The organism is Vagococcus acidifermentans, from assembly GCF_003987655.1.
GTDB lineage: Bacteria > Bacillota > Bacilli > Lactobacillales > Vagococcaceae > Vagococcus_B > Vagococcus_B acidifermentans.
The window spans coordinates 103,424-124,512 of sequence record NZ_NGKC01000005.1; the positions used below are offsets into that span (position 1 = coordinate 103,424).

At 44.2% G+C, this 21,089-nt stretch carries 21 protein-coding genes and 1 pseudogene; 21 read left to right on the forward strand and 1 reads right to left on the reverse strand.

Going from position 1 to position 21,089, the window contains the following annotated elements; genetic code table 11:
* Window positions 1-25 precede the first annotated feature (25 nt).
* The 9 genes and pseudogenes from CBF27_RS06060 to CBF27_RS06100 all read left to right on the forward strand — a co-directional run bounded on the left by CBF27_RS06060 (window position 26) and on the right by CBF27_RS06100 (window position 7,135).
* Complete coding sequence (locus CBF27_RS06060) at window positions 26-724, forward strand: beta/alpha barrel domain-containing protein (protein ID WP_126813423.1); 699 nt, start codon at window positions 26-28, stop codon at window positions 722-724.
* Window positions 725-810: 86 nt separating this feature from the next.
* Complete coding sequence (locus CBF27_RS06065; RefSeq protein ID WP_126813425.1) at window positions 811-1,200, forward strand: DUF1149 family protein; 390 nt, start codon at window positions 811-813, stop codon at window positions 1,198-1,200.
* Between the two features lie 33 nt (window positions 1,201-1,233).
* Window positions 1,234-1,968, forward strand: coding sequence for a metallophosphoesterase (locus CBF27_RS06070; protein ID WP_126813427.1), 735 nt, complete (start codon window positions 1,234-1,236; stop codon window positions 1,966-1,968).
* A 608-nt stretch (window positions 1,969-2,576) separates the two neighbouring features.
* Window positions 2,577-2,975, forward strand: coding sequence for a transcriptional regulator SpxA (gene spxA, locus CBF27_RS06075; RefSeq protein ID WP_126813429.1), 399 nt, complete (start codon window positions 2,577-2,579; stop codon window positions 2,973-2,975).
* Window positions 2,976-3,149: 174 nt separating this feature from the next.
* Window positions 3,150-3,836: an adaptor protein MecA gene (locus CBF27_RS06080; protein ID WP_126813430.1), complete on the forward strand. Its 687-nt coding sequence runs from the start codon at window positions 3,150-3,152 to the stop codon at window positions 3,834-3,836.
* 87 nt (window positions 3,837-3,923) lie between these two features.
* Entirely contained in the window at window positions 3,924-4,202 is a 279-nt protein-coding gene (locus tag CBF27_RS06085; protein WP_126813431.1) for a PTS sugar transporter subunit IIC, read from the forward strand.
* A gap of 15 nt (window positions 4,203-4,217) precedes the next feature.
* Window positions 4,218-5,122, forward strand: a pseudogene (locus tag CBF27_RS06090) (DUF7916 family protein).
* A gap of 143 nt (window positions 5,123-5,265) precedes the next feature.
* Window positions 5,266-6,375 carry a 5-methyltetrahydropteroyltriglutamate--homocysteine S-methyltransferase gene (locus CBF27_RS06095; protein ID WP_126813432.1) on the forward strand — a complete coding sequence of 370 codons (1,110 nt, stop codon included), beginning with the start codon at window positions 5,266-5,268 and terminating at the stop codon, window positions 6,373-6,375.
* Window positions 6,376-6,391: 16 nt separating this feature from the next.
* Entirely contained in the window at window positions 6,392-7,135 is a 744-nt protein-coding gene (locus CBF27_RS06100) for a cyclase family protein (protein WP_126813433.1), read from the forward strand.
* An 87-nt stretch (window positions 7,136-7,222) separates the two neighbouring features.
* On the opposite strand, the gene CBF27_RS06105 is transcribed toward CBF27_RS06100, so the two are convergent.
* The gene (locus tag CBF27_RS06105; RefSeq protein ID WP_170175017.1) at window positions 7,223-7,546 is read right to left on the reverse strand and encodes a helix-turn-helix domain-containing protein; all 324 of its coding nucleotides are present in this window, start codon (window positions 7,544-7,546) and stop codon (window positions 7,223-7,225) included.
* A 348-nt stretch (window positions 7,547-7,894) separates the two neighbouring features.
* On the opposite strand from CBF27_RS06105, the gene CBF27_RS06110 reads away from it, so the two are divergent.
* From CBF27_RS06110 to CBF27_RS06165, 12 genes are all read left to right on the forward strand, one after another.
* The gene (locus CBF27_RS06110) at window positions 7,895-9,274 is read left to right on the forward strand and encodes a PTS transporter subunit EIIC (RefSeq protein WP_126813435.1); all 1,380 of its coding nucleotides are present in this window, start codon (window positions 7,895-7,897) and stop codon (window positions 9,272-9,274) included.
* 20 nt (window positions 9,275-9,294) lie between these two features.
* Complete coding sequence (locus CBF27_RS06115; RefSeq protein ID WP_126813436.1) at window positions 9,295-10,329, forward strand: ADP-ribosylglycohydrolase family protein; 1,035 nt, start codon at window positions 9,295-9,297, stop codon at window positions 10,327-10,329.
* Between the two features lie 167 nt (window positions 10,330-10,496).
* Window positions 10,497-10,778, forward strand: coding sequence for an ArsR/SmtB family transcription factor (locus CBF27_RS06120; protein WP_126813437.1), 282 nt, complete (start codon window positions 10,497-10,499; stop codon window positions 10,776-10,778).
* Between the two features lie 49 nt (window positions 10,779-10,827).
* On the forward strand, window positions 10,828-11,763 hold the full coding sequence (locus CBF27_RS06125; protein WP_126813438.1) for an ABC transporter ATP-binding protein: 936 nt from the start codon (window positions 10,828-10,830) through the stop codon (window positions 11,761-11,763).
* Window positions 11,756-12,526 carry an ABC transporter permease gene (locus CBF27_RS06130; protein WP_126813439.1) on the forward strand — a complete coding sequence of 257 codons (771 nt, stop codon included), beginning with the start codon at window positions 11,756-11,758 and terminating at the stop codon, window positions 12,524-12,526. The genes CBF27_RS06125 and CBF27_RS06130 overlap by 8 nt, the downstream gene beginning before the upstream one ends.
* 193 nt (window positions 12,527-12,719) lie before the next feature.
* On the forward strand, window positions 12,720-13,499 hold the full coding sequence (locus CBF27_RS06135; protein WP_126813440.1) for a PHP domain-containing protein: 780 nt from the start codon (window positions 12,720-12,722) through the stop codon (window positions 13,497-13,499).
* A 134-nt stretch (window positions 13,500-13,633) separates the two neighbouring features.
* The gene (locus CBF27_RS06140; protein ID WP_245985976.1) at window positions 13,634-14,143 is read left to right on the forward strand and encodes a glycoside hydrolase family 31 protein; all 510 of its coding nucleotides are present in this window, start codon (window positions 13,634-13,636) and stop codon (window positions 14,141-14,143) included.
* Window positions 14,144-14,154: 11 nt separating this feature from the next.
* Window positions 14,155-15,789: a glycoside hydrolase family 13 protein gene (locus CBF27_RS06145; RefSeq protein ID WP_126813441.1), complete on the forward strand. Its 1,635-nt coding sequence runs from the start codon at window positions 14,155-14,157 to the stop codon at window positions 15,787-15,789.
* Window positions 15,790-15,970: 181 nt separating this feature from the next.
* Window positions 15,971-16,810 carry a BglG family transcription antiterminator LicT gene (gene licT / locus CBF27_RS06150; protein WP_126813442.1) on the forward strand — a complete coding sequence of 280 codons (840 nt, stop codon included), beginning with the start codon at window positions 15,971-15,973 and terminating at the stop codon, window positions 16,808-16,810.
* A gap of 21 nt (window positions 16,811-16,831) precedes the next feature.
* Window positions 16,832-18,682, forward strand: coding sequence for a beta-glucoside-specific PTS transporter subunit IIABC (locus tag CBF27_RS06155; RefSeq protein WP_126813443.1), 1,851 nt, complete (start codon window positions 16,832-16,834; stop codon window positions 18,680-18,682).
* A 20-nt stretch (window positions 18,683-18,702) separates the two neighbouring features.
* Window positions 18,703-20,148, forward strand: coding sequence for a glycoside hydrolase family 1 protein (locus CBF27_RS06160; RefSeq protein WP_126813444.1), 1,446 nt, complete (start codon window positions 18,703-18,705; stop codon window positions 20,146-20,148).
* 12 nt (window positions 20,149-20,160) lie between these two features.
* A complete protein-coding gene (locus tag CBF27_RS06165) occupies window positions 20,161-21,009 on the forward strand; it encodes a histidine phosphatase family protein (RefSeq protein ID WP_126813445.1) in 849 nt (282 codons plus the stop codon).
* The last annotated feature ends 80 nt before the right edge of the window (window positions 21,010-21,089 follow it).

Below are 21,089 nucleotides of genomic sequence, written 5' to 3' on the forward strand. Positions count from 1 at the left end.
ACATGATGGGGAGATGTGGTGAGTTATGAAGAAAAAAGTACCAGAAATTACGACTGATTTGCGGCGGGACATTATTCAGGTTCCGTCTGTCATCAGAGAATGCTCGGGGATCCGGATATTCGGGCGGCGCATCAAATCAATTTGCTATTCGACGGACATTGCCGTCATCCGCAACATTGATGCGGATGCGGTCATCGCTGTTTATCCGTTTACCCCTCACCCGACGATTATTAAAAGTATTGTGGAAGGAGCCGACCTGCCGGTATTCTCAGGCGTAGGCGGCGGTCTGACACAAGGCAACAGGTCTGTTGTGATGAGTATATTTGCCGAGGCAAATGGCTCCATAGGCGTTGTCGTCAACGCGCCGACGGGGAAAGAAACGATTCGGGAGATTGCCAAGGTGGTCGACGTGCCGATTATTGGCACTATCACCTCGGAATACACAGATGTTAAAGAAAAAATCGACGCCGGAACGAAAATCCTGAACGTCAGCGGCGGACGCCATACGGCAGCCATCGTACGGAAAATCAGGGAAGACTATCCGGATTTTCCGATTATTGCCACAGGCGGCCCAACGGATGAATCGATTTTGGAAACGATTCAGGCCGGAGCGAACGCCATCACGTACACGCCGCCAACAAATGGCGAACTGTTCAGCAAAAAAATGGAAAAGTACCGTCAAAAAGAAAAAGAAATCAGCGAACAAGAGCTTGTCGGCGAGTAATGACAAGCTTTTTTTATTTGCCTGTATACATTCTTCTGGTTATTGTATAAAATAAAGGTAACTGACGAAAAAGCGAGGGTATATTTTTGGAAATTAATAGACAGAAAGAATTTGTCAATGCCTTTCATTACGATGCATTGCCAAAAGATCATAGCGAAGAAACAGCGATTAATGTCAGCGTGACACCGCTGCCGATTACTAAAGAAATGGCGCTGGACAGCGATAAAGACAGTATTGTCGGAATCAGCGTGGAATTCAAAATTGTTTTGAAGCAAGTGCTGATATCCGGCACACTGGGACAGGTCAGTACATTAAAAAATAAAAAAGTATCCAGCAACACAGACTTGGCAAAAGAAGAAATTGATTTGCTGGTACGTCCGCTGCTGTTAATGATTGAGCGGCTGACCTATGAAGTCACGGAAATCGCACTGGACGCCCCCGGCATACAACTAAATTTTGCAAGCAACCCGCAGTAACAAACACAGCCACACAAAAAAGGATGGAGAAAGATGTCAAAATTATTATTTGTGATAAGTGATGTCCATGGTAATTTGTCCCTTTTTAATGAGCTTTTGAAAGATTACGATCAGAAGATGCATCAACTGGTGCTGATTGGCGATTTGCTAGACAGAGGCCCCCAGTCGAAAGCGTGCCTGCTCTTGGGTAAACAGCTGGTGGAAGAAACCGGTGCGGTGTATCTGATGGGGAATCATGAGCGGATGTTCCTCGATTTTCTGGCAAAACCGGAGCTGATGTATCCCAATTATCATTTCAACGGCGGTGACAGCACGCTTAACAGCCTGCTCCATCCGGGCGCGGCGGCTGAGTATTCGCCAACAGAAATGGCGCTGATGATACGGTCGGCGTACAAGGAACTGATTGCGTTTTTGTCATCATTGCCGCTCTATTATGAATGGCATGACTATGTCTGCGTGCACGCAGGCGTGAACCTCGAGTTGAACGATTGGCGGCACAGCAGTGCGAGAGATTTTGTCTGGATACGCGAACCATTCCATTCAGGAGAAAACCGGACAGGCAAGGTCATCATCTTTGGCCATACGATCACGCCAAGCTTGCATGGGGATAATGTGACAACTGATTTGTGGCTGCAAGATAATAAAATCGGCATTGACGGCGGGGCTGTGTACGGCGGCTCGATGCATGGTGTTATCTTTGATGACAAAGGCATTGTGCAAGACATTGAAGTCCAAAACAACTTTTCACCGTGGCGTCCGGATTTCTAACTTTAACCGGCGGAGCCGCTTTACCCAAAAACGCAAATAGACAAAAACGGTTTTATAGTTCCGTAAAATATGCGTTTGCTATAAAAGAGTAACGTTTTATACAATAGTGGCTGACAATTATAGCAGAAAACAAAGCGTGTATTTGTCATGTATCATAAAATACTGCTAAAGAAGCTGCACCCCTGTTTGAATTACCACCGTATTTCATGCAGAAAGATGTCCGGCACGCACCGGAAAAAAAGGAAATCAGCGTTATTCTCCCTTGATATCAAACGGTTACATTCCCGGGGAGGCTTTTTCAGGTAAGCGGCAAGAACGGGAATTTTTTGAAAAAAGAAAACAAATAAATTTTGATGGTACAGCAGTGAAAACTGTTATATTTTTCTTATTTGTGAATTTTTAGCGATTTTTATTTGACTAAAATTTGAATGAAAAAAGTCTGGTAACCCTTGTATTATCAAGGTTATTAAAATGAAAACAAATTAAGAATTTTTAAATAAGTGTAGTCATTCTCAATGGAATGTTGTATAATAATTATGTATTGGAAGACAAGTAAAAAAAACTGTCTAAAAAGTATTGCCAATCTGGCAAAAAGGGAGTGAATGTCTATGTTAAAGTTATATACGTCGCCTAGTTGCACCTCTTGTCGTAAAGCGCGCGCCTGGTTGCAGGAACATAAAATTCCCTTCATAGAACGAAACATTTTTTCCGAGCCATTAAGTCAAGACGAGTTGAAAGAAATTTTGCGGATGACTGAAGATGGGACTGAAGAGATCATCTCCACCCGCTCAAAAGTTTTTCAAAAATTAGATGTTGATTTGGATGACCTGCCATTGGCCGAGTTATTGACACTGGTGAAAGACAATCCGGGGCTATTGAGAAGACCGATTATGATAGATGAAAAAAGACTTCAAGTTGGATTCAATGAAGATGAAATTCGCAGATTCCTGCCGCGGGAAGTCCGCGCATTGGAATTAAAACGGGCACAAATGATGGCCGGTTTATAAAAAGTTGCCGGCATTTTTAAAATTTGACGTGTATTCAGCATACAAGAACTCTTGTCCTGTATGCTGATTTTATTTAATTTACGTATCTTTTAAACCCAATCCCTTTACTTTTTCCGTATTTTCGATACAATGAGGCTAGGGAAGGAATTTTTTACAGAAATGAGGTGTAGCAAGATGGAAATGGAACGTATCAACGAAAATACAATCCGTGTTTTAATCGGCAATGACGATTTAGCTGAAAGAGGAATAACGTTTCTGGACTTGTTAGGGAATCACAAGCAGATTGAAAGTTTCTTCTACAGTATTTTAGAGGAAGTAGATGTAGATGAACAATTTCAAGAAACTGATTCCGTGACATTTCAAGTGCTACCCAACCGTGATGGATTAGAGCTGTTTATCAGTAAAAATACTCCAATGGCAGACGGCGATGACATAGACGGACAGTTTGAAGGCTATCAGGAAGGCTTTGCAGACTATCTGAAGCAACATATGTTTGAGCAAGGAAAAGATGTCAAATCCAATGTGGATGATGTGGATGATATAGAGGAATACCTCAGCGCGCCGGATGCGATGACTCTGGAAGTCGTCTTTAAACTCAACGATTTTGAAGAATTTATCGCTTTGGCAAAAAACATCCGACTGGCGAATGTAGTGACTGACTTGTATACGCTGAACGGCGAATACTATTTAGTAGTGACATTTTTGACAGATGAGTCGACAGACGGGCAGATTGCCAATGACATTGCACTGCTTTATGAATACGGAGACAAAACACACATTACCCTTGATATGCTGGAAGAATACGGGCGTCTGCTGATGGAACGCAGCGCGCTTGAACTGAGCCGCTACTATTTTCGGTAATAGCGAGCGCTTATAGTAACTGACACGACGTTACCGCTGTATAGCAATATACAGCGGTTTTTTTGTTTAATTGGTCTGCCGCTGGTTTTGAATTCGATTTTAGCCGTACCATTTATATTAACTCCGATTGTCAGTTTGACGATTGCTTATGTTGCAACAGTTGGTTTAAAATGGGTAGTACCAGCAGGTATCGGTGTGCCTTGGACGACACCCGGCCCAATCTTGTCATTTTTAGCTACAGGTGGTACATGGCAGGGATTGCTGTTGGGGATTACTTGTTTGCTGAGTTCAATAGTTATCTATATGCCGTTCTTAAAGGCAGCTGACAAGTACGCAGCCAAGGAAGCCGGTCAAGAAAACTTATAGAGGAGAGGTAAACCAATGGTCAAACGATTTTTAAGTGCCAATGCCAGTGAGATACTGGCGATGAATAAGGAAGAACTGAAGCAGTCTATCAAAGCATCAGCTGGGCGGACGATTTGTTCAGAGATAATCGGCAACATGCAGCAATCATTGGCGACATCACCAATGCGGAGGTGGCCGTGTCCTATGGCGCTGATTTGTTGCTGTTGAACGGCTTTGATTGCTATGCGCCTCAAATTAACGGCATGCCGGACGTTGACGGCGACCGCCTGATACAAACACTTCGTGAACTGACGGGACGTCCCGTGGGCATCAACTTGGAGCCGGTGGATGACACCATCGACCTATTGCAAAACCGCATCAATATTCCAGCAGGCCGTACCTGCTCTGCCGACACGCTGGCATTGGCGGATAAGTTGGGCCTAGACTTCATTTGCCTGACAGGCAATCCGGGAACTGGCGTCACAAACAAGAGCATCGAAAAAGCAGTTGCCGTGGCTAAAAAACATTTTTCAGGTTTGGTGATTGCCGGGAAAATGCACAGTGCAGGCGTGGATGAACCGGTTGTATCCAAAGAAGCGATTCAAGCATTTGTCGCCGCTGGTGCAGATATCATTTTGATGCCGGCAGTCGGCTCCATCCCGGGCTTTACGGACGCCGAACTGATTGAAGGGGTCAAATACGCCCAAGAACGGGGGGCTTTGACTATGTCAGCAATCGGCACGAGTCAAGAAAGTGCCGATCAGGAAACAATTCGACACATCGCCTTGCGCAACAAGATTGCCGGTGTAGATATCCAGCATATCGGTGACGGCGGCTATGTTGCCGGTGTAGCAACTTTGGAAAACATCTATGCACTGTCAGTTGCCATCAGAGGCATCCGCCATACGATGAGCAGAATTGCCAGATCAGTCAGAAGATAATCGAACAAACGGAACGGCTGTGTGAAAGACCATTTCCCGGCCGTTCCGTTTTACTATAAATTTTTAGAAAAGTCAGAAAATTATCCATTAAACCTGTTGCCTTCTGCTATAATAGACTTATCTTAAATAAGAAAGGTTGATGCATGTTGTCTAACATTCCATTTAGAGGCGACCAAGTCGGCAGCCTGCTGCGCCCTGAACGGCTGAAAAAAGCGAGAGAAGCCGTTAAATCAGGTGCATTGAGCAAAGAAGAATTACAAAAAATAGAAGATGAGGAAATAATCGCCGCCATCGACAAGCAAAAAGCGGTCGGTTTAAAGGCTGTGACAGACGGCGAGTTTCGCAGACGCTGGTGGCATCTGGATTTTATTGCTGGGTTAAACGGTATCACAGTGTTTGACTATATCATGAAAGGCTTCGGCATCGAATCGGAAGCGCAAGGCACCTACGTCAGCGACGAACTTTCATTCAATCCGGATCATCCTTTTTTGGCGCACTTCGCGTTTACGAAAAAGCATGCAGGAGAAACATTGGCAAAACAAACAATTCCCGGTCCGAACATGATTTTTTTGAATTCCTTTTTAATGTCAGAACGGTACCATGAGCAGCCGGTCTATCAGACGAAAGACCAGTTTGTGGCTGACTTGATTAACACATATCAAGACGCTATTCAGGCATTTTACGATGTCGGCTGCCGTTATCTGCAACTGGACGATACGAGCTGGGGTGCACTGTTTGATGACAACTTTAGAGAAAGTATCGCCAAGAACGGTTACGACCCTGATGCGCTGATTCAGGAGTTCGGCGATATCACCGAGCAAGTTTTGGCTAAAAAACCGGCAGACATGGTCGTTACATTCCATTTTTGCAAAGGTAATTTCCAGTCCAAATGGTTGTACAACGGTTCCTACGACCGCATTGCCGAGCGCCTGCTGGCTATTGCAGCATTCGACGGGTTCTTCCTTGAATTCGACGATGAGCGGTCAGGCAGTTTTGAACCGTTAAAAAATATCAAAGACCAGCGTGTCGTCGTCGGTTTAATCACATCTAAAACAGGCGAATTGGAAAATCCTGAAGCAATCAAAGAACGTATTGCTGAAGCGGCGAACTATGTACCGCTGGATCAGCTGTGCCTCAGCCCGCAGTGCGGTTTTTCTTCCACACAAGAGGGCAATGCCTTGACTGAGGATGACCAGTGGAAAAAACTTTCCTTGGTGGTGGATATAGCCAAAGAAGTCTGGGGAGAACTTTAAGAAGGAGAGAATCAGGATGACGGATATTCAAACAGCCCTGCATTTTTTAAAGACACAAACATGGATTGACCTGTCTCATGACGTGAATGACAACATTCCTTATTTTTCCTCATTCAGCCCAATGACGGAAAAAACAGTCACAACAGTGAAGGAAGACGGGTTTTATGCCAAAGAGTACAGCCTTGTGACGCAATACGGCACACATGTCGATGCACCGTCTCATTTCTATGAGCCCGGCAGAAACGTTGACCAGCTGACGTTGAAAGAGTTGGTATTGCCGTTGTGTGTGATTCATAAAGAAAAAGAAGTGGCGGCAAATAATGACTATGCTGTGACTTTGGCAGATTTACTGCAATTTGAAGAAGAAAACGGCCGGATTCCTGCGGGATGTTTTATGGCTTTTTCAAGCGGCTGGTCGGAACGCTGGAATAATCATGAGCAGTTTTATAATCGCGATGCAGAGGGCGAGGCGCATACGCCTGGCTGGTCACTGGAAGCGTTGAAGTTTTTGCATGAAGAACGGGATGTCCTTGCCATCGGCCATGAAACGCTGGATACGGACAGTGCAGCCGACACACGGCAAAACGGCGGCCTAGTCGGCGAATTGTACTGGCTGTCGCAAGACAAATATCAAGTGGAAGTAATGAACAATCTGTCCCGTTTGCCGGCAACTGGCGGAGCCATCATCATCGGACTGCCTAAAATTCAAGCAGCTCCCGGATTTAATGCGCGCGTGTTTGCGGTTGTGCCGGAAGAGTAGAAGCTGCTGCGCAATACCAGTAAGTATAAAAAAATCGCATGGTGTGACTAAATTCAGTCATGCCTTGCGATTTTTTGTATTAGGTTATTAATCGGATGACGCATCCAAAATAGCATTAAAAATAGTCAGGTATGTTTCCTTTTTAGGGTGATACTCTAATTTTGTCACTAATTGCCCTACCTGATCGTCAGCTCTTTCTATTCCTAAGAAAAAGGTTGATAAATTCACCTCAAGAGCATTAGTGATATTAATCAGTGTTTTTAGCGTAACCTGCCGTCGGCCATTCTCGATGTAGCCGATGTGTTGCAAACTCAAGTCGGTTTTTGCGGCTAGTTCAAGCTGTGTCATACCGGCTTTTTTTCTGTAATTGGCAATATGTTTTCCAATTTCTTCCATTTGAGCTAATTTCATGTCGTTTCTCCCATCCATTTCGGATTATTTCCCCTTCAAATTAATTGTAGGCAGTATGATTTTTTAAATATACAAACTAAATGTAATTATATATAAAAATATAGTTACTATTAGTTTGCTTTTGTGATATTATAAGAGTAGTTAACATGTTTACGTAAGCAAATTATTTATCAATCATCTTCTATTGCGCATAGAAAGTGAAGCAAGTTGGTTTTAGGATATTAAAGTAGATGCAAGTGATTGTAATAAAAAATGAAAACGTTGCCGCGAAAGGGTGTTAGGAAATTGTTTGTTGCATGCTGATATTTAATATGTGATGAGAAAGATAAATAAAGAAAGGAAAAAGCTATGAATCCAATAACTAATCTATCAGAACAACTTCTGAAATTGATGGGTGGAAAAGGGAACATTGAGTCAATCACGTACTGTGCGACACGGCTGCGTCCCATTTTAAAAGACAGAAGTTTGGCGAAAATTGAAGAAATCGAAGCATTAGAAGATGTTGCAGGTATTGTTGATAAAGAATCAGGTCTTCAAATTGTTATTGGGACCAACGTGGGCGATGTTTATGATGAGTTGATGAAACTATGTGAGGCAGATAACCAAGAGGGAACTATGATTACCGAAGATACTGCCAAAGTAAAGGGACATCCGCTAAATGAGTTTGTTGCACTTGTCGTGAGTATTTTTTCACCCTTATTGCCATTGCTTGCCGGTTCGGGGCTATTAAGAGGGTTCACAATTTTAGCGAATGAAGCAGGATGGCTTTCTACGGAAAGTACGACTAACTTGATTTTCACAGTTGCAGCAACATCAGTTTTTTACTTTCTGCCTTTGCTGGTGGCAGTGACGTCTGCTAACCGGTTTAAAACCAGTCCGTATATTGCTGTCGCAGTGATGGGAGCATTGATTATGCCGGACTTTATGAATTTGATGAAAGGAGATGGGGGTAACTGGGTTACTTTTTTAGGCATATCATTGCCGGTCTTCAATTATACAAGTCAGGTTATTCCGGCTATTTTAACGACTTGGGTACAGTCTAAAATGGAACAACTGATGAAAAGAAAATTACCAAATAGTTTGCACATGATTGTTATACCGACTATTCTCCTGCTGGTCCTTGTCCCGTTGGCTGCGATAATTATTGGTCCCGTCGGTAATTATCTGAGTATCGGGATTGCCAATATTGTGGATAAGCTTGCTGGTATTAATCAAATAATAACTGGAGCTTTAATTGGCGGAATTTGGAACATATTAATCATGTTTGGTGTTCATTGGGCACCTAATACGATGGTCATTATTCCTGAAATAGCTAAAACAGGAAGTTCTCCATTTATCGCATATGGTGCGAATGCAAACTTTGGAATGGCCGGGGCAGCGTTTGCTGTTTTCTTGAGAAGTAAGAATAGGCAGTTGCGCAGCTTTTCTTTGACAGCTATTACCTCCGTTTTTTTATCAGGCATCGTTGAACCGGCAATCTATGGTATCGGTGTTAAATTTAAGACCCCTCTAGCAGCAGGATGTCTTGGAGCAGCTTTAGGTGGTGCATTTATGGGTGCATTTAACGTTACAGGCAATGCTTTTGTGTTTGGGGGATTGACAACTATTCCTGCGTTTGCAGGTCCGACTTTATGGGCATATGTCTTAGGTTTGGGAATTTCGTTTTTAGGAGGAACCATTTTAACGTTTATTTTTGGGATTAAAGATCCCGAAGCTGCAATGAAATAATAAAAGAAAGGGAGATACACATGAATTTACAAGAAAAAATCAGTGGTACGTTAGGCGCAGCGGCTATTGGGGATGCAATGGGAGCGGCAACAGAAAATCTGTCATTTGACCAAATAAGACATGAGTTCGGCGGTACAGTTAAGACATTTGAAAAACCAAAAGAAACGGCATTTGCCATAGGAAATGATGCTGGACAAGTTACGGATGATTTTTCACAAATATACTATCTGTGTCAAGCGATTTTAAAAAATGAAGGTGTTTTAACAAAGGATATTGTGATTCAAGCAATTTTGGATTGGTCAAACGAACCATGGTACTTTGACCGATTTGCTGGTCCGACTACAAGAAGTGCAGTCGCGATGTATAAAGACCCATCAAAGAAGATGCAGCCTTTGGCAGGTGCTGCTACAGTCGATTATGCTTCAAAAGCTACGAATGGCGCAGCAATGAAAATTGCACCTGCGGGTATTTTATTTCCTGATAACATTGAAAAAGCAATGGAAGCAGCAATAACAATCACACAAGTCACACATGATAATTCTTTAGCGGTTTCTGGTGCGTGTGCAGTTGCAGCAGCAACAAGTGTTTCTTTAGCAACTAATGCGACAATGACAGATGTGTTAAGCGCAGGGGCATATGGCGCTGCGCGCGGGGAAACATTGGGGAAAATTAAATCTAGAGAGGTAGCGGGACCAAGTGTTGCCAAACGAATCGGTCTATCGTTTGAAATTGCCGCTGGTCCGGGCAGCAAAGAAGAGAAGCTGCGCAGATTATCACAAATTATTGGCAGCGGTCTGCATATTTCAGAAGCAGTTCCATGCGCATTTGGAATTGTTGCACTGAATCAGGATGATGCGCTGCAAGCAGTAATCGATGCTGTAAATATTGGCTATGATACAGATACCGTTGCCACAATCACCGGGTCTATGGTCGGTGCGTTAATTAATACAGATGACCCGCATTTTATCTCGTTATTCGATGCAGTTCAAAAAGCAAATCAGTTTGATTTAGTTGAACTGGCTAAGTCGTTGGCAGTTTTGGCTGATAAACCGTAAACTGACTAAATGAGCGGCTTCACCAGCATTGGGTCAGCAGGTGAGGCCGCTTTTATCTTTTTCCATAAAAAAATTTAACTGGCCAATAAATGATGCTTGACATTATTTTCCAGCTGTTTTATATTACGAACATAGACAACTGTCTATATACGAAAGGAAGAAAAACAATGAATGACGAAAGGATGTCATTGGTACTAAAGGCCATGGCTGATCCGAGCAGATTGAAAATCATCAAGCTTTTGTCGCGCGGGACGATGTGTGCGTGTGAGGTACTGGGCTATTTTGAATTTACCCAGCCCACATTGTCGCATCACATGAAAGTACTGGAAAAAGCCGGCATCATCTCTGTCAGCAAACAAGGACAGTGGCACCACTATACCTTAAAAGACAATTTTGAAAGAGACCTCATGGCATCTATGGCACAATTGTTTGCGGGCGACACAAGCTAACTGACCAGAGCCGACCAGATGAATCTACTCATAAGGAGATAGCGACTATATGACGAATGCACTTGAAATAAAACAGTTGAAAAAAGTTTATGCAACAGGGGTGGAAGCTCTGCGCGGTATTGATTTGGCAGTCAAAGAAGGTGACTTTTATGCCCTTCTGGGACCGAATGGCGCCGGCAAATCGACCACCATCGGCATTATTACATCGCTTGTCAATAAAACATCCGGACAGGTGAAAGTATTTGGCTATGATATCGACAAGGACTTAGAGCTGGCCAAAAAACAGATTGGACTTGTGCCGCAGGAGTTTAATTTTAATCCCTTTGAGACGGTACAGCAAATCGTAGTCAATCAGGCGGGCTATTACGGTGTTCCTCGCAAAGAAGCCTTGGTGCGCAGCGAGATATATTTGAAACAAGCAGATTTATGGGAGAAACGCCACACTCGTGCGCGTATGCTGTCCGGCGGGATGAAGCGCAGACTGATGATTGCCCGGGCGCTGATGCATAAGCCGCGGCTGCTGATACTGGACGAACCGACAGCAGGTGTCGACATCGAGCTGAGGCGGGAAATGTGGGCATTTCTAAGCGAGTTGAATGAAAGCGGCACGACCATTATTTTGACGACCCATTACTTGGAAGAAGCAGAGATGCTGTGCCGCAACATCGGCATCATCCAGTCTGGTGAATTAATCGAAAACACCAGTATGAAGAAACTGCTGTCAAAACTGCAGTTTGAAACATTTTTGTTCGATTTGGCGCCTTATGATACAAAACCTGAGATAAAAGGCTATACAAGCTCATTTGAAGATGACATGACACTTGCTGTAGAAATCGAACGTCACCAAGGAGTCAATGAGATATTTGAGCAGTTCAGCGAGCAGGGCATAAAAGTTTTGTCCATGCGCAATAAATCCAATCGACTGGAAGAGCTATTTTTAAAAATCACAGAAGAAAAACAGCAAGCGGGGGACACACATGATTAGTACGTATTTTACAGCGCTAAAAAGTTTGGCGGTCAAAGAGACTAACCGTTATTTGCGGATTTGGGTACAGACGCTCGTGCCGCCAGTCATCACAACGTCATTATATTTTGTTATTTTCGGAAAAATGATCGGTGGACGGATTGGTGACATGGGCGGTTTCTCGTACATGGAGTTTATCGTGCCGGGACTTATTATGATGTCCGCCATCACTAGCTCTTATGCCAATGTCTCTTCATCCTTTTTCTCGCAAAAGTTTCAGAAAAATATTGAGGAACTACTGGTTGCACCTGTTCCGACGCATGTTATCATTTGGGGCTTTGTGATTGGCGGGCTTGGCAGAAGTCTCCTCGTCGGGACGCTGGTCACGGTGGTGTCGCTCTTTTTTGTTCCGCTGCATGTGCACTCATGGCTGATTGTCATCCTCACATTATTGATGACAGCTGTGTTGTTTTCTTTGGCAGGTTTAATCAATGGCGTCTTCGCTCAAACGTATGACGATGTATCTATTGTCCCGACGTTTGTTCTGCAGCCGCTGACCTATCTCGGCGGTGTCTTTTATGCCATCTCGATGTTGCCGCCTTTCTGGCAGACGGTATCGAAAATTAATCCGATCGTGTATATGATTTCAGGTTTCCGCTATGGTTTCCTCGGGACGACAGATGTGCCGATTCAAGTTTCCGTAACGATACTTGTTTTGTTTATCACCGTGCTCTATACAGTCTGCTGGTACCTGGTCGATACGGGGAGAGGGTTGCGGAGCTGATAAGAGTCTGAAACAGAACAACAGCAACTAATCAATGAATACGACAGCTTCAGCCGTTCCGAAGTGAAACAGGAACCGCTGCAGCTGTTTTTTTCTGTCTGCAATTATCCGGCAGACAGATTCTCTTAGTTTCAATGTCTCTCTTTTCCTTCCTTCAAAAATGTGCTACATTGACATCTGAGGAGGAGTTATCATGACTTATTACGACCAGCATTTGCATACACATCATTCGTTTGATTGTCAGGAATCGTTTGAAAATTATTTGGCGTTGTCGCCCGGGCAACTGGTGACGACCGAGCATCTTGATTTATGTAATCCAGCAGAGGACTTTGCCGACAGCATGCCGGATTATGACGCATACACAGCTGAAATTGCTGAGTTGGAGGCTAAGCATACTATCCGGATTTTAAAAGGCATTGAGATTGGTTTTGTCAAAGAGCATTGGCCGGCGATTGCATCTTATTTGGCCGGCAAAGATTTTGATGTGCAATTGTTGAGTGTGCATCAGAATGGCAAATATGACTATATGGACGATGTGGTCCTGACGCTTGACCCCCAAGAGTTGATAGCAGACTATTACACGCGGATGCTCAGTGCCGTTGAAACAGCCGACAGCTGTAATATACTGACTCATTTTGATTATGGCGTCAGAAGATTGTCGCTGACTCCGGAAGCATTTCAATCATATGCCGAGCCGTATTTGATTCCATTGTTTAAAGCAGTCATTGAAAAGCAGCTGGCATTTGAGTTGAATGCCAAAAGCTTCATCACGTACGGCAATCGTCTATTGTACAATTATGCAGTGCCTTTGTATAGGTCGCTTGGCGGTAAATTGTTCACATTAGGCTCTGATGCTCACCGTGCAGCAGACTATGAACTGGCTTTTGATGATATGAGTGAATTTTTAAAAGGATTTGGTGTGTCGCACTTGGCAACGTACCAAAAAGGCAAGTTGCAATTGGTTGCTATGTAATTCATAAGTCAACTGCCCATCAGCAGCTAGTTGCCAATTTTAAGCAGAAAATAATAGTGTAACCGCTTGCTGATTCGTTCGACTGTCACGTTCAATCAAATGGATTTTCTGGGTGCGACGGCACAGGAAAATGTGTGCCGTGTACAAGGCAAAAGTCAGTGACGGAGTGTGTGCCGCTGATGCGGGCGCTGCAGCTGGAATATCCCGACGAAGACTTTTATCATTGTTATGACCAGTTTATGCTGGGAGATGCCTTGCTGGTTGCACCAGTCATCAAAGAAGGTGTACAATCACGGAAGGTGACGCTGCCGGCAGGTATCTGGACCGATTTTTGGACACACGATGTTTATGAAGGCAACAGAACCATTGAGGTCTTGGCTGACGTGCATCAAATCCCTGTTTTCATCAAAGAGAACACAGCCGTTTTGCTGAACGTCGGCGAATCGGGACAAGTGGGCGGCCACGTGGGCAACGATGTGACACAGTACACACAGCCGAAGCTGATTATCGCAGCCAAAGATGATTTTCAGCAAACCATCCGCGACCACGTAGGCAACACGCTTCACTTGACGGTCAACGCGTCAGCCCGGTCAGTCACTTGTGAAGGCGAACTGGCTTTTGAGATAGAATGGATTGAACTATAGGAGGAAAAAGAATGGAGAAAAAATGGTGGCATCAATCGGTGGTATATCAAATTTACCCCCGCAGTTTTCAAGATACCAACGGCGACGGCATTGGCGATTTAAATGGAATTATCCAGCGCCTCGATTATTTGGAAAATCTGGGAATCGATGCGATATGGCTGTCCCCGGTCTATCAATCGCCCAATGACGACAATGGTTACGACATCAGTGATTATGAAGACATCATGGCAGAATTCGGCACGATGGCCGATATGGACCGGTTGCTTGCGGAAGCCGAGAAACGCGGCATCAAAATCATCATGGACTTAGTGGTCAACCATACGTCAGATGAGCATGCGTGGTTTGTCGAATCGCGCAAAAGCAAAGATAATCCTTACCGTGATTACTATATCTGGCGCGATGCAGTCAACGGCGATGTTCCCAACGGACTACGGTCAACATTCAGCGGGACAGCGTGGGAATTTGACGAGCAGACAGGGCAGTATTTCCTGCATCTGTTCAGCAAGCGTCAGCCGGATTTGAACTGGGAAAATGAAACAGTCCGCCAAAAAGTGTATGAGATGATGAATTTTTGGATTGACAAAGGGGTCGGCGGCTTCCGGATGGATGTCATTGACTTGATTGGCAAAGTGCCGGATCAGGAAATTACCGGCAACGGTCCGAAACTTCATGAGTATCTGCAAGAAATGAACAAGGCGACTTTTGGCGGCAAGGACTTGATGACAGTCGGCGAGACATGGGGTGCAACACCGGAAATTGCCAAGCTGTATTCCAATCCGGAACGCCACGAACTGTCGATGGTCTTCCAGTTTGAACATGTCGGGCTGGACCAGGAACATGGCGAAGGGAAAGACAAGTGGGACTTGAAACCGCTGAGTATCCCCGAACTAAAAAAAGTGCTCTCCAAATGGCAAGTGTCACTGGGCAATGAAGGGTGGAACAGCTTGTTCTGGAATAACCACGATTTGCCGAGAATCGTTTCCCGCTGGGGCAATGACACGGCTTACCGTGAAGAGAGTGCGAAGCTGTTTGCCATTCTCCTGCATATGATGAAAGGGACGCCTTATATTTATCAAGGAGAAGAAATCGGGATGACAAACTACCCGATTAGCGATATTGCCGAGGCAGAGGATATTGAAACCATCAACATGTATCGTGAGCGCCGCTCGTTAGGCTTTACAAATGACGAGCTGATTGAATCAATCAATGCCAAGGGGCGGGACAATGCCCGGACACCGATGCAGTGGGATGAGTCTGCCAATGGCGGCTTCACGACCGGCAAACCGTGGCTGCATGTGAATCCGAATTATAAAGACATCAACGTGGAAAACAACTTGGCGGACCCGAATTCGATTTTCCACACGTACAAAAAACTGATTGCTCTGCGCAAGGACCACGAGCTGGTCGTCTGGGGCGAGTATGAATTGTTGGACGATACACCAGATGATGTCTTTGCTTACAAACGGATATTCAACGGCGAGACATGGTTAGTCGTGGCCAATATCAGTGCAAAAGAAAACACCATCACAGTGCCGGCAAAAGGGGAAAAAGTGATTATTGCCAATTATGACATGCCGGAAGTACCGGCGGGCGACGTGACTTTGCGCCCTTATGAAGCCTTTGTGATTGGGTTTGGAAAACAGTAGTGTCAAAAAAATAATTGGTTGTTAGGGTTTACATTTTAAATGGAGTATGTTAGACTGATTTCAGTTGAATAACGTTGAGTAGGCTGGTCATTGCATAATTAGCAAGCTAAACCTATCTAAAAAGAGCGTCTTTACGCTTATTTTTGGATGGGTTTTTTTTGTTGCAGAAAGGGGGATGTGCATGAAAATATACCGAATACTAAACAATAATGCTGTCATTATTTTAGATGAGAATAAAGAAGAAAGAATTGTTTGTGGACCAGGTCTAGCTTACGGCAAACGAAAAGGGGATGAGATTGACAAAAAAAAGATAAACAAAAAGTTTGTTGTTCAAAACAATCAGACGAATCTGCGGCTGCAGCAGCTGATTGAAGATATTCCAATCAAAAATATCGAAGTAGCCGACGACATCATCAGATACGCCAAACTAAAACTGGGAAAGAAAATCAGCGACAGCTTGATTATTTCGCTGAGCGACCACATTCATTCGTCGCTGATACGGTTTAAAGAAGGCATTAGTTTGAAAAATGCGCTTTTGTGGGATATCAAGCGTTTCTACAAAGATGAATTCGAAATCGGTGTCGAGGCGCTAAACATCATCGAAAAGAATTTTCACGTCAAACTGCCGATAGACGAAGCCGCATTCATCGCCACCCACGTCGTCAGTGCCGAAACAGAAGTGGAAATGGCTGATATTAATGAAGTAACGAAATTGATGCAAGAGATTTTAGACATCGTGACATACTTTTTCAAAGTTTCCCTGAATCCTGAGAGTGTCTATTATTACCGGTTTGTGACCCATTTGAAATTTTTTGCCCAGCGGGTCATTTCAGGTAAACAGTATCACGACGATGACAGTGATTTGCTGGCGATTTTAAAAAAGAAGTATCACAATTCATTCGAATGTGTTGCCCTTATTGATGAATTTATTGAAAAAAATTACCATTACCGTCTGTCAGATGAAGAACAGTCATATTTAACGATTCACATCGAACGATTGATTTATAAAGAAGAACATTAAGATACCAAGGGGGATTGACCTATGGCAAATTATGAAGAATTATCAAAAGAAATTTTACAGCATGTTGGCGGCAGGGATAACATCGAATCCTTGACCCACTGTGTGACACGGCTGCGGTTTGTATTAAAAGACGATTCGCTGGCTCAAGATGAGGCGCTCAAAGAACTGGATGGTGTTGTGACGACGATGAGAGCCGGGGGGCAGTTTCAAGTTGTTATCGGCAACCATGTGCCGCAAGTGTACAAACAGTTTACAGAAATCGCCGGCATATCCGAGCAGACGGCCTCATCCGGCGAGAAAAAGAAAATGAGTCTCGGGGCAAGGGCCATCGATTTGATTTCCGGCATTATGCTGCCGATGATTGCGCTCCTGTCTGCTTCCGGGATTATCAAGGGGCTAAACACGATTTTATTTTCTATGGGACTTTACACCATGGAAAGCTCCTATTATGTCCTGATAAATGCGATTGGCGATGCAGTTTTTTATTTCATGCCGGCTGTGCTGGGGTTAAATACGGCTAGAAAGCTCAAATCGAATCAATACACCGGTTTATTGATTGGCTTGATTCTTTGTTATCCGGCGATTAACGGTGTGGACATGAACTTTTTCGGCATGACAGTTAATGCGACGTACACATCATCAGTGCTGCCTGTCATTTTAGTGGTTGCGCTGGCGGCTCCGTTGGAACGTTTTTTTGACAAGGTAGTGCCTGATGTGATCAAGACATTCATTACCCCGATTTTGGTGCTCTTGGTAGCGGTTCCTATCGGCTTTGTATTAATCGGCCCTACAGCCAATTTAATCGGTTTTGGTTTAGCTGATGTGATGAATAAAATAGTAAAAATCAGCCCGATTATTGCAGGATTTGTGATGGGGGCGCTTTGGCAGATACTCGTGATGTTCGGTGTTCATATGATGCTGATTATGCCTTCAATAACAGGCTTGATTTCAGGGAATCCGGACACGTTTATGGCATTAATGGGAACAGTTTCATTTGCGCAGACAGCAGTGGTCATTGCCATTTGGTTAAAAACAAAAGACAGGAAATTGAAAAATATCGCTTTTCCGGCATGGATTTCAGGTATTTTCGGTGTGACAGAACCTGCTATTTATGGTGTGACGCTGCCGAGAATCAAGATGTTCGTCATTTCCTGTATTGGCGGGGCAATCGGCGGGGCGATAGTCGGCGGCTTAAATGTGACGATGTATACAATGGCTGGTATGGGGATATTCTCGTTACCGGCGATGATTAATCCAGCGAATGGGTCCATGAGAGACTTGGTTAATTTCCTGATTGCAACGTTAATCAGTTCAATCATTAGTTTTGTCCTGGCGATGGTCATGTACAAAGATGACACGGTCGAAGCCGCCGAAACGGATACGTCAGCTGATTCTCAAACCAGATTAGGCAAAACCGAGAAAATCTGCAGTCCGGTCAAAGGTGAAGTTATCGATTTAAAAGACATTGAGGACAAGGCTTTTTCAGAAGGGTTGCTGGGTCAAGGGATTGGGCTGAATCCATCAGAAGGCAAAGTCTTTGCCCCATGTGACGGCACGATCGTGACAGCGTTCCCGACAAAACATGCAATCGGTATCGTCAGCGATGAGGGCGCAGAGGTGCTGATTCACATTGGACTGGATACCGTCAAACTAGACGGGAAATATTTTGACAGTGATATCGTTCAAGGCCAAAAGATCAAACAAGGCGAACTGCTGGTTTCTTTCGATATAGAAAAAATCACAGCCGCAGGTTTCTCCGTCCAAACACCGGTCATTATTACGAATTCCAATGACTATACTGATATCATACCGATGAAAAACAGCCATGAAATGGTTGAAACAACGGACGACATATTGACGCTGATGATATAAACAGAAAGGATGACGATAGATTGACATTTCAAAATGGTTTTTTATGGGGCGGCGCAACAGCGGCCAATCAATGCGAGGGAGCTTGGAATATTGACGGTAAAGGGGCGAGTATTTGCGACCATAACCGGGCCGGCAGTTTAACTAAACAACGGGTATTTGACAGAGAAATTTTAGAAGATGAATATTACCCGAGCCACACGGCCATTGATTTTTACCATCATTATAAAGAAGATATCGCTTTGTTCGGCGAGATGGGTTTTAAAGTATTCAGGATTTCCATCGCGTGGAGCAGGATTTTTCCTAACGGTGATGACGCAGAACCAAATGAAGCCGGACTGGCCTTTTATGACAAGGTATTCGCTGAATGCTTAAAACACGGCATTGAGCCGCTGGTAACATTGAGCCACTTTGAAATACCGTACAATTTGGTAAAAAAATATAACGGATTTTCAGATAGACGGGTTGTGGATTTCTTCGTCCGTTACGCGACGACCGTCATGGAACGCTATAAGGACAAGGTGACATACTGGCTGACATTTAATGAAGTCAATTTTGCCACACTGCCTTTCGGTGCATTGAATGTGCTGGGCATGCTGGATGACCGGACTGAGGATATTTTTAATCCAGTCGACAACAAACAGGAACGCTTCCAAGCGCTGCACAATGTGTTTGTCGCCAGTGCAAAAACAGTTGTCGAAGGTCATAAAATCAATCAGGATTTTCAAATCGGCTGTATGATTGCCCATGCGACGTCTTACCCATTAACTCCTAACCCGGAAGATGTATTATTGACGCAGCGCTGGGACAATCACTTCAATAATTTCTGCGGTGATGTCCAAGTCAAAGGGGAGTATCCGTATTTTATCAAGCAATACTTTGCTGAAAATGACATTGACATCCATTTTGAAGAAGGCGACAAGGATATTTTAAAACGCGGTACTGTTGATTTCTATTCCTTCTCGTATTACATGACGAATTGTATCAGTGCTGAAAGCGGCAAAGAGATGACGATGGGAAATCTTGTAGGCGGGGTCAAAAATCCGTACTTAAAATCAAGTGAATGGGGCTGGCAAATCGACCCGGTCGGACTGAGGTATACACTGAACAAGCTGTATGACCGCTATCAAGTGCCTCTGATGATTGTCGAAAATGGATTGGGCGCCGAGGATACGATGAATGAGACCGGTGAAATTATTGACGATTATAGAATCGATTATTTGCGGGACCATGTCATCGCGATGTCAGATGCCATTGATGATGGTGTTGAATTGATGGGTTACACGATGTGGGGCTGTATCGATTTGATTTCTGCCGGTACAGGCGAGATGAAGAAACGGTACGGATTCATTTATGTTGACAGGGACAATGAAGGCAAGGGCACATTGGCACGCTGCAAGAAGAAGTCATTTGATTGGTATAAAGAAGTGATTGCAACTAACGGAAAAAGTGTTTTAGAAAAAAGATAGGGGAGAAGTTATATGAAAAAGTTGTTGAAATTGTTGGGTGTGGGGTTATTGTCGTTGACACTGCTTGCAGGATGCGGAAACTCCGCTGGCGGGAGTACGGCAGGCACAAGTGAAACGAAGAGCACGGAAACAGCCAAGACCGAAGATGTCACACTTTACATCACGCGTCACGGCAAAACCATGCTGAATACAGTCGACCGTTCCCAAGGCTGGATTGATTCGCCGTTGACACCTGCCGGTATAGAAGTGGCTGAGGCATTAGGGAAAGGTTTGGACGGTCTGAAGTTTGACGCAGCCTACTCCAGCGACAGCGGCCGCGCCATTGAAACAGCAACACTGGTCCTTGAGAACAACGGGCAAAAAGAGCTGGTAGACTCGTTGGTTACCAATAAAAACATCAGGGAACTGAACTTCGGCACGTTCGAAGGCATGATGAATGAAGAAATGTGGGCTGCTATTGCAGAAGTACAAGGAAAAACTATGGAAGAATATATGGCTGAGATGCAAAAAAGTGGCATGAAAGGTGGCCTGATTAGCGCAGCAAATTCTTTAGCAAAGCTGGATAAAGAAAAAGTTGAAGAAGGCGTCAACTGGCCGGCGGAAGATTATGACACATATATCGCCCGGACAACAAAAGGCATAGATGAAATTGTCAAAGATGCACAGTCGAAAAATGCAAAAAATGTGCTGGTTGTCTCCCACGGCATGACGATTGCCGCATTTTTAAGCCATATCGATCCTGATGTTGAAATAGGAATGGGTCTTGAAAATGCCAGTGTGTCAAAAGTCACATTTAGTGATGGCAAATACAGCATTGAATCTGTTAATGACATGAGTTATGTGGAGAAAGGTCAGGAATAATCGAGCTTAGTGCGCTGAGCCGTTTTTGTCAGCAAGAATGTCAGGCGGGATAATATCCTTGCCTGACATTTTTTTGCTAT

What these genes read in the sequence shown, in the direction of transcription:
- CBF27_RS06080 (WP_126813430.1), top strand. Translation starts at nt 3,150, where the DNA reads ATGGAAATGGAACGTATCAACGAAAATACAATCCGTGTTTTAATCGGC.
- CBF27_RS06070 (WP_126813427.1), top strand. Translation starts at nt 1,234, where the DNA reads ATGTCAAAATTATTATTTGTGATAAGTGATGTCCATGGTAATTTGTCC.
- CBF27_RS06135 (WP_126813440.1), top strand. Translation starts at nt 12,720, where the DNA reads ATGACTTATTACGACCAGCATTTGCATACACATCATTCGTTTGATTGT.
- CBF27_RS06115 (WP_126813436.1), top strand. Translation starts at nt 9,295, where the DNA reads ATGAATTTACAAGAAAAAATCAGTGGTACGTTAGGCGCAGCGGCTATT.
- CBF27_RS06155 (WP_126813443.1), top strand. Translation starts at nt 16,832, where the DNA reads ATGGCAAATTATGAAGAATTATCAAAAGAAATTTTACAGCATGTTGGC.
- CBF27_RS06110 (WP_126813435.1), top strand. Translation starts at nt 7,895, where the DNA reads ATGAATCCAATAACTAATCTATCAGAACAACTTCTGAAATTGATGGGT.
- CBF27_RS06125 (WP_126813438.1), top strand. Translation starts at nt 10,828, where the DNA reads ATGACGAATGCACTTGAAATAAAACAGTTGAAAAAAGTTTATGCAACA.
- CBF27_RS06120 (WP_126813437.1), top strand. Translation starts at nt 10,497, where the DNA reads ATGAATGACGAAAGGATGTCATTGGTACTAAAGGCCATGGCTGATCCG.
- CBF27_RS06130 (WP_126813439.1), top strand. Translation starts at nt 11,756, where the DNA reads ATGATTAGTACGTATTTTACAGCGCTAAAAAGTTTGGCGGTCAAAGAG.
- CBF27_RS06145 (WP_126813441.1), top strand. Translation starts at nt 14,155, where the DNA reads ATGGAGAAAAAATGGTGGCATCAATCGGTGGTATATCAAATTTACCCC.
- licT (WP_126813442.1), top strand. Translation starts at nt 15,971, where the DNA reads ATGAAAATATACCGAATACTAAACAATAATGCTGTCATTATTTTAGAT.
- CBF27_RS06100 (WP_126813433.1), top strand. Translation starts at nt 6,392, where the DNA reads ATGACGGATATTCAAACAGCCCTGCATTTTTTAAAGACACAAACATGG.
- spxA (WP_126813429.1), top strand. Translation starts at nt 2,577, where the DNA reads ATGTTAAAGTTATATACGTCGCCTAGTTGCACCTCTTGTCGTAAAGCG.
- CBF27_RS06060 (WP_126813423.1), top strand. Translation starts at nt 26, where the DNA reads ATGAAGAAAAAAGTACCAGAAATTACGACTGATTTGCGGCGGGACATT.
- CBF27_RS06095 (WP_126813432.1), top strand. Translation starts at nt 5,266, where the DNA reads ATGTTGTCTAACATTCCATTTAGAGGCGACCAAGTCGGCAGCCTGCTG.
- CBF27_RS06165 (WP_126813445.1), top strand. Translation starts at nt 20,161, where the DNA reads ATGAAAAAGTTGTTGAAATTGTTGGGTGTGGGGTTATTGTCGTTGACA.
- CBF27_RS06105 (WP_170175017.1), bottom strand. Translation starts at nt 7,546, where the DNA reads ATGAAATTAGCTCAAATGGAAGAAATTGGAAAACATATTGCCAATTAC.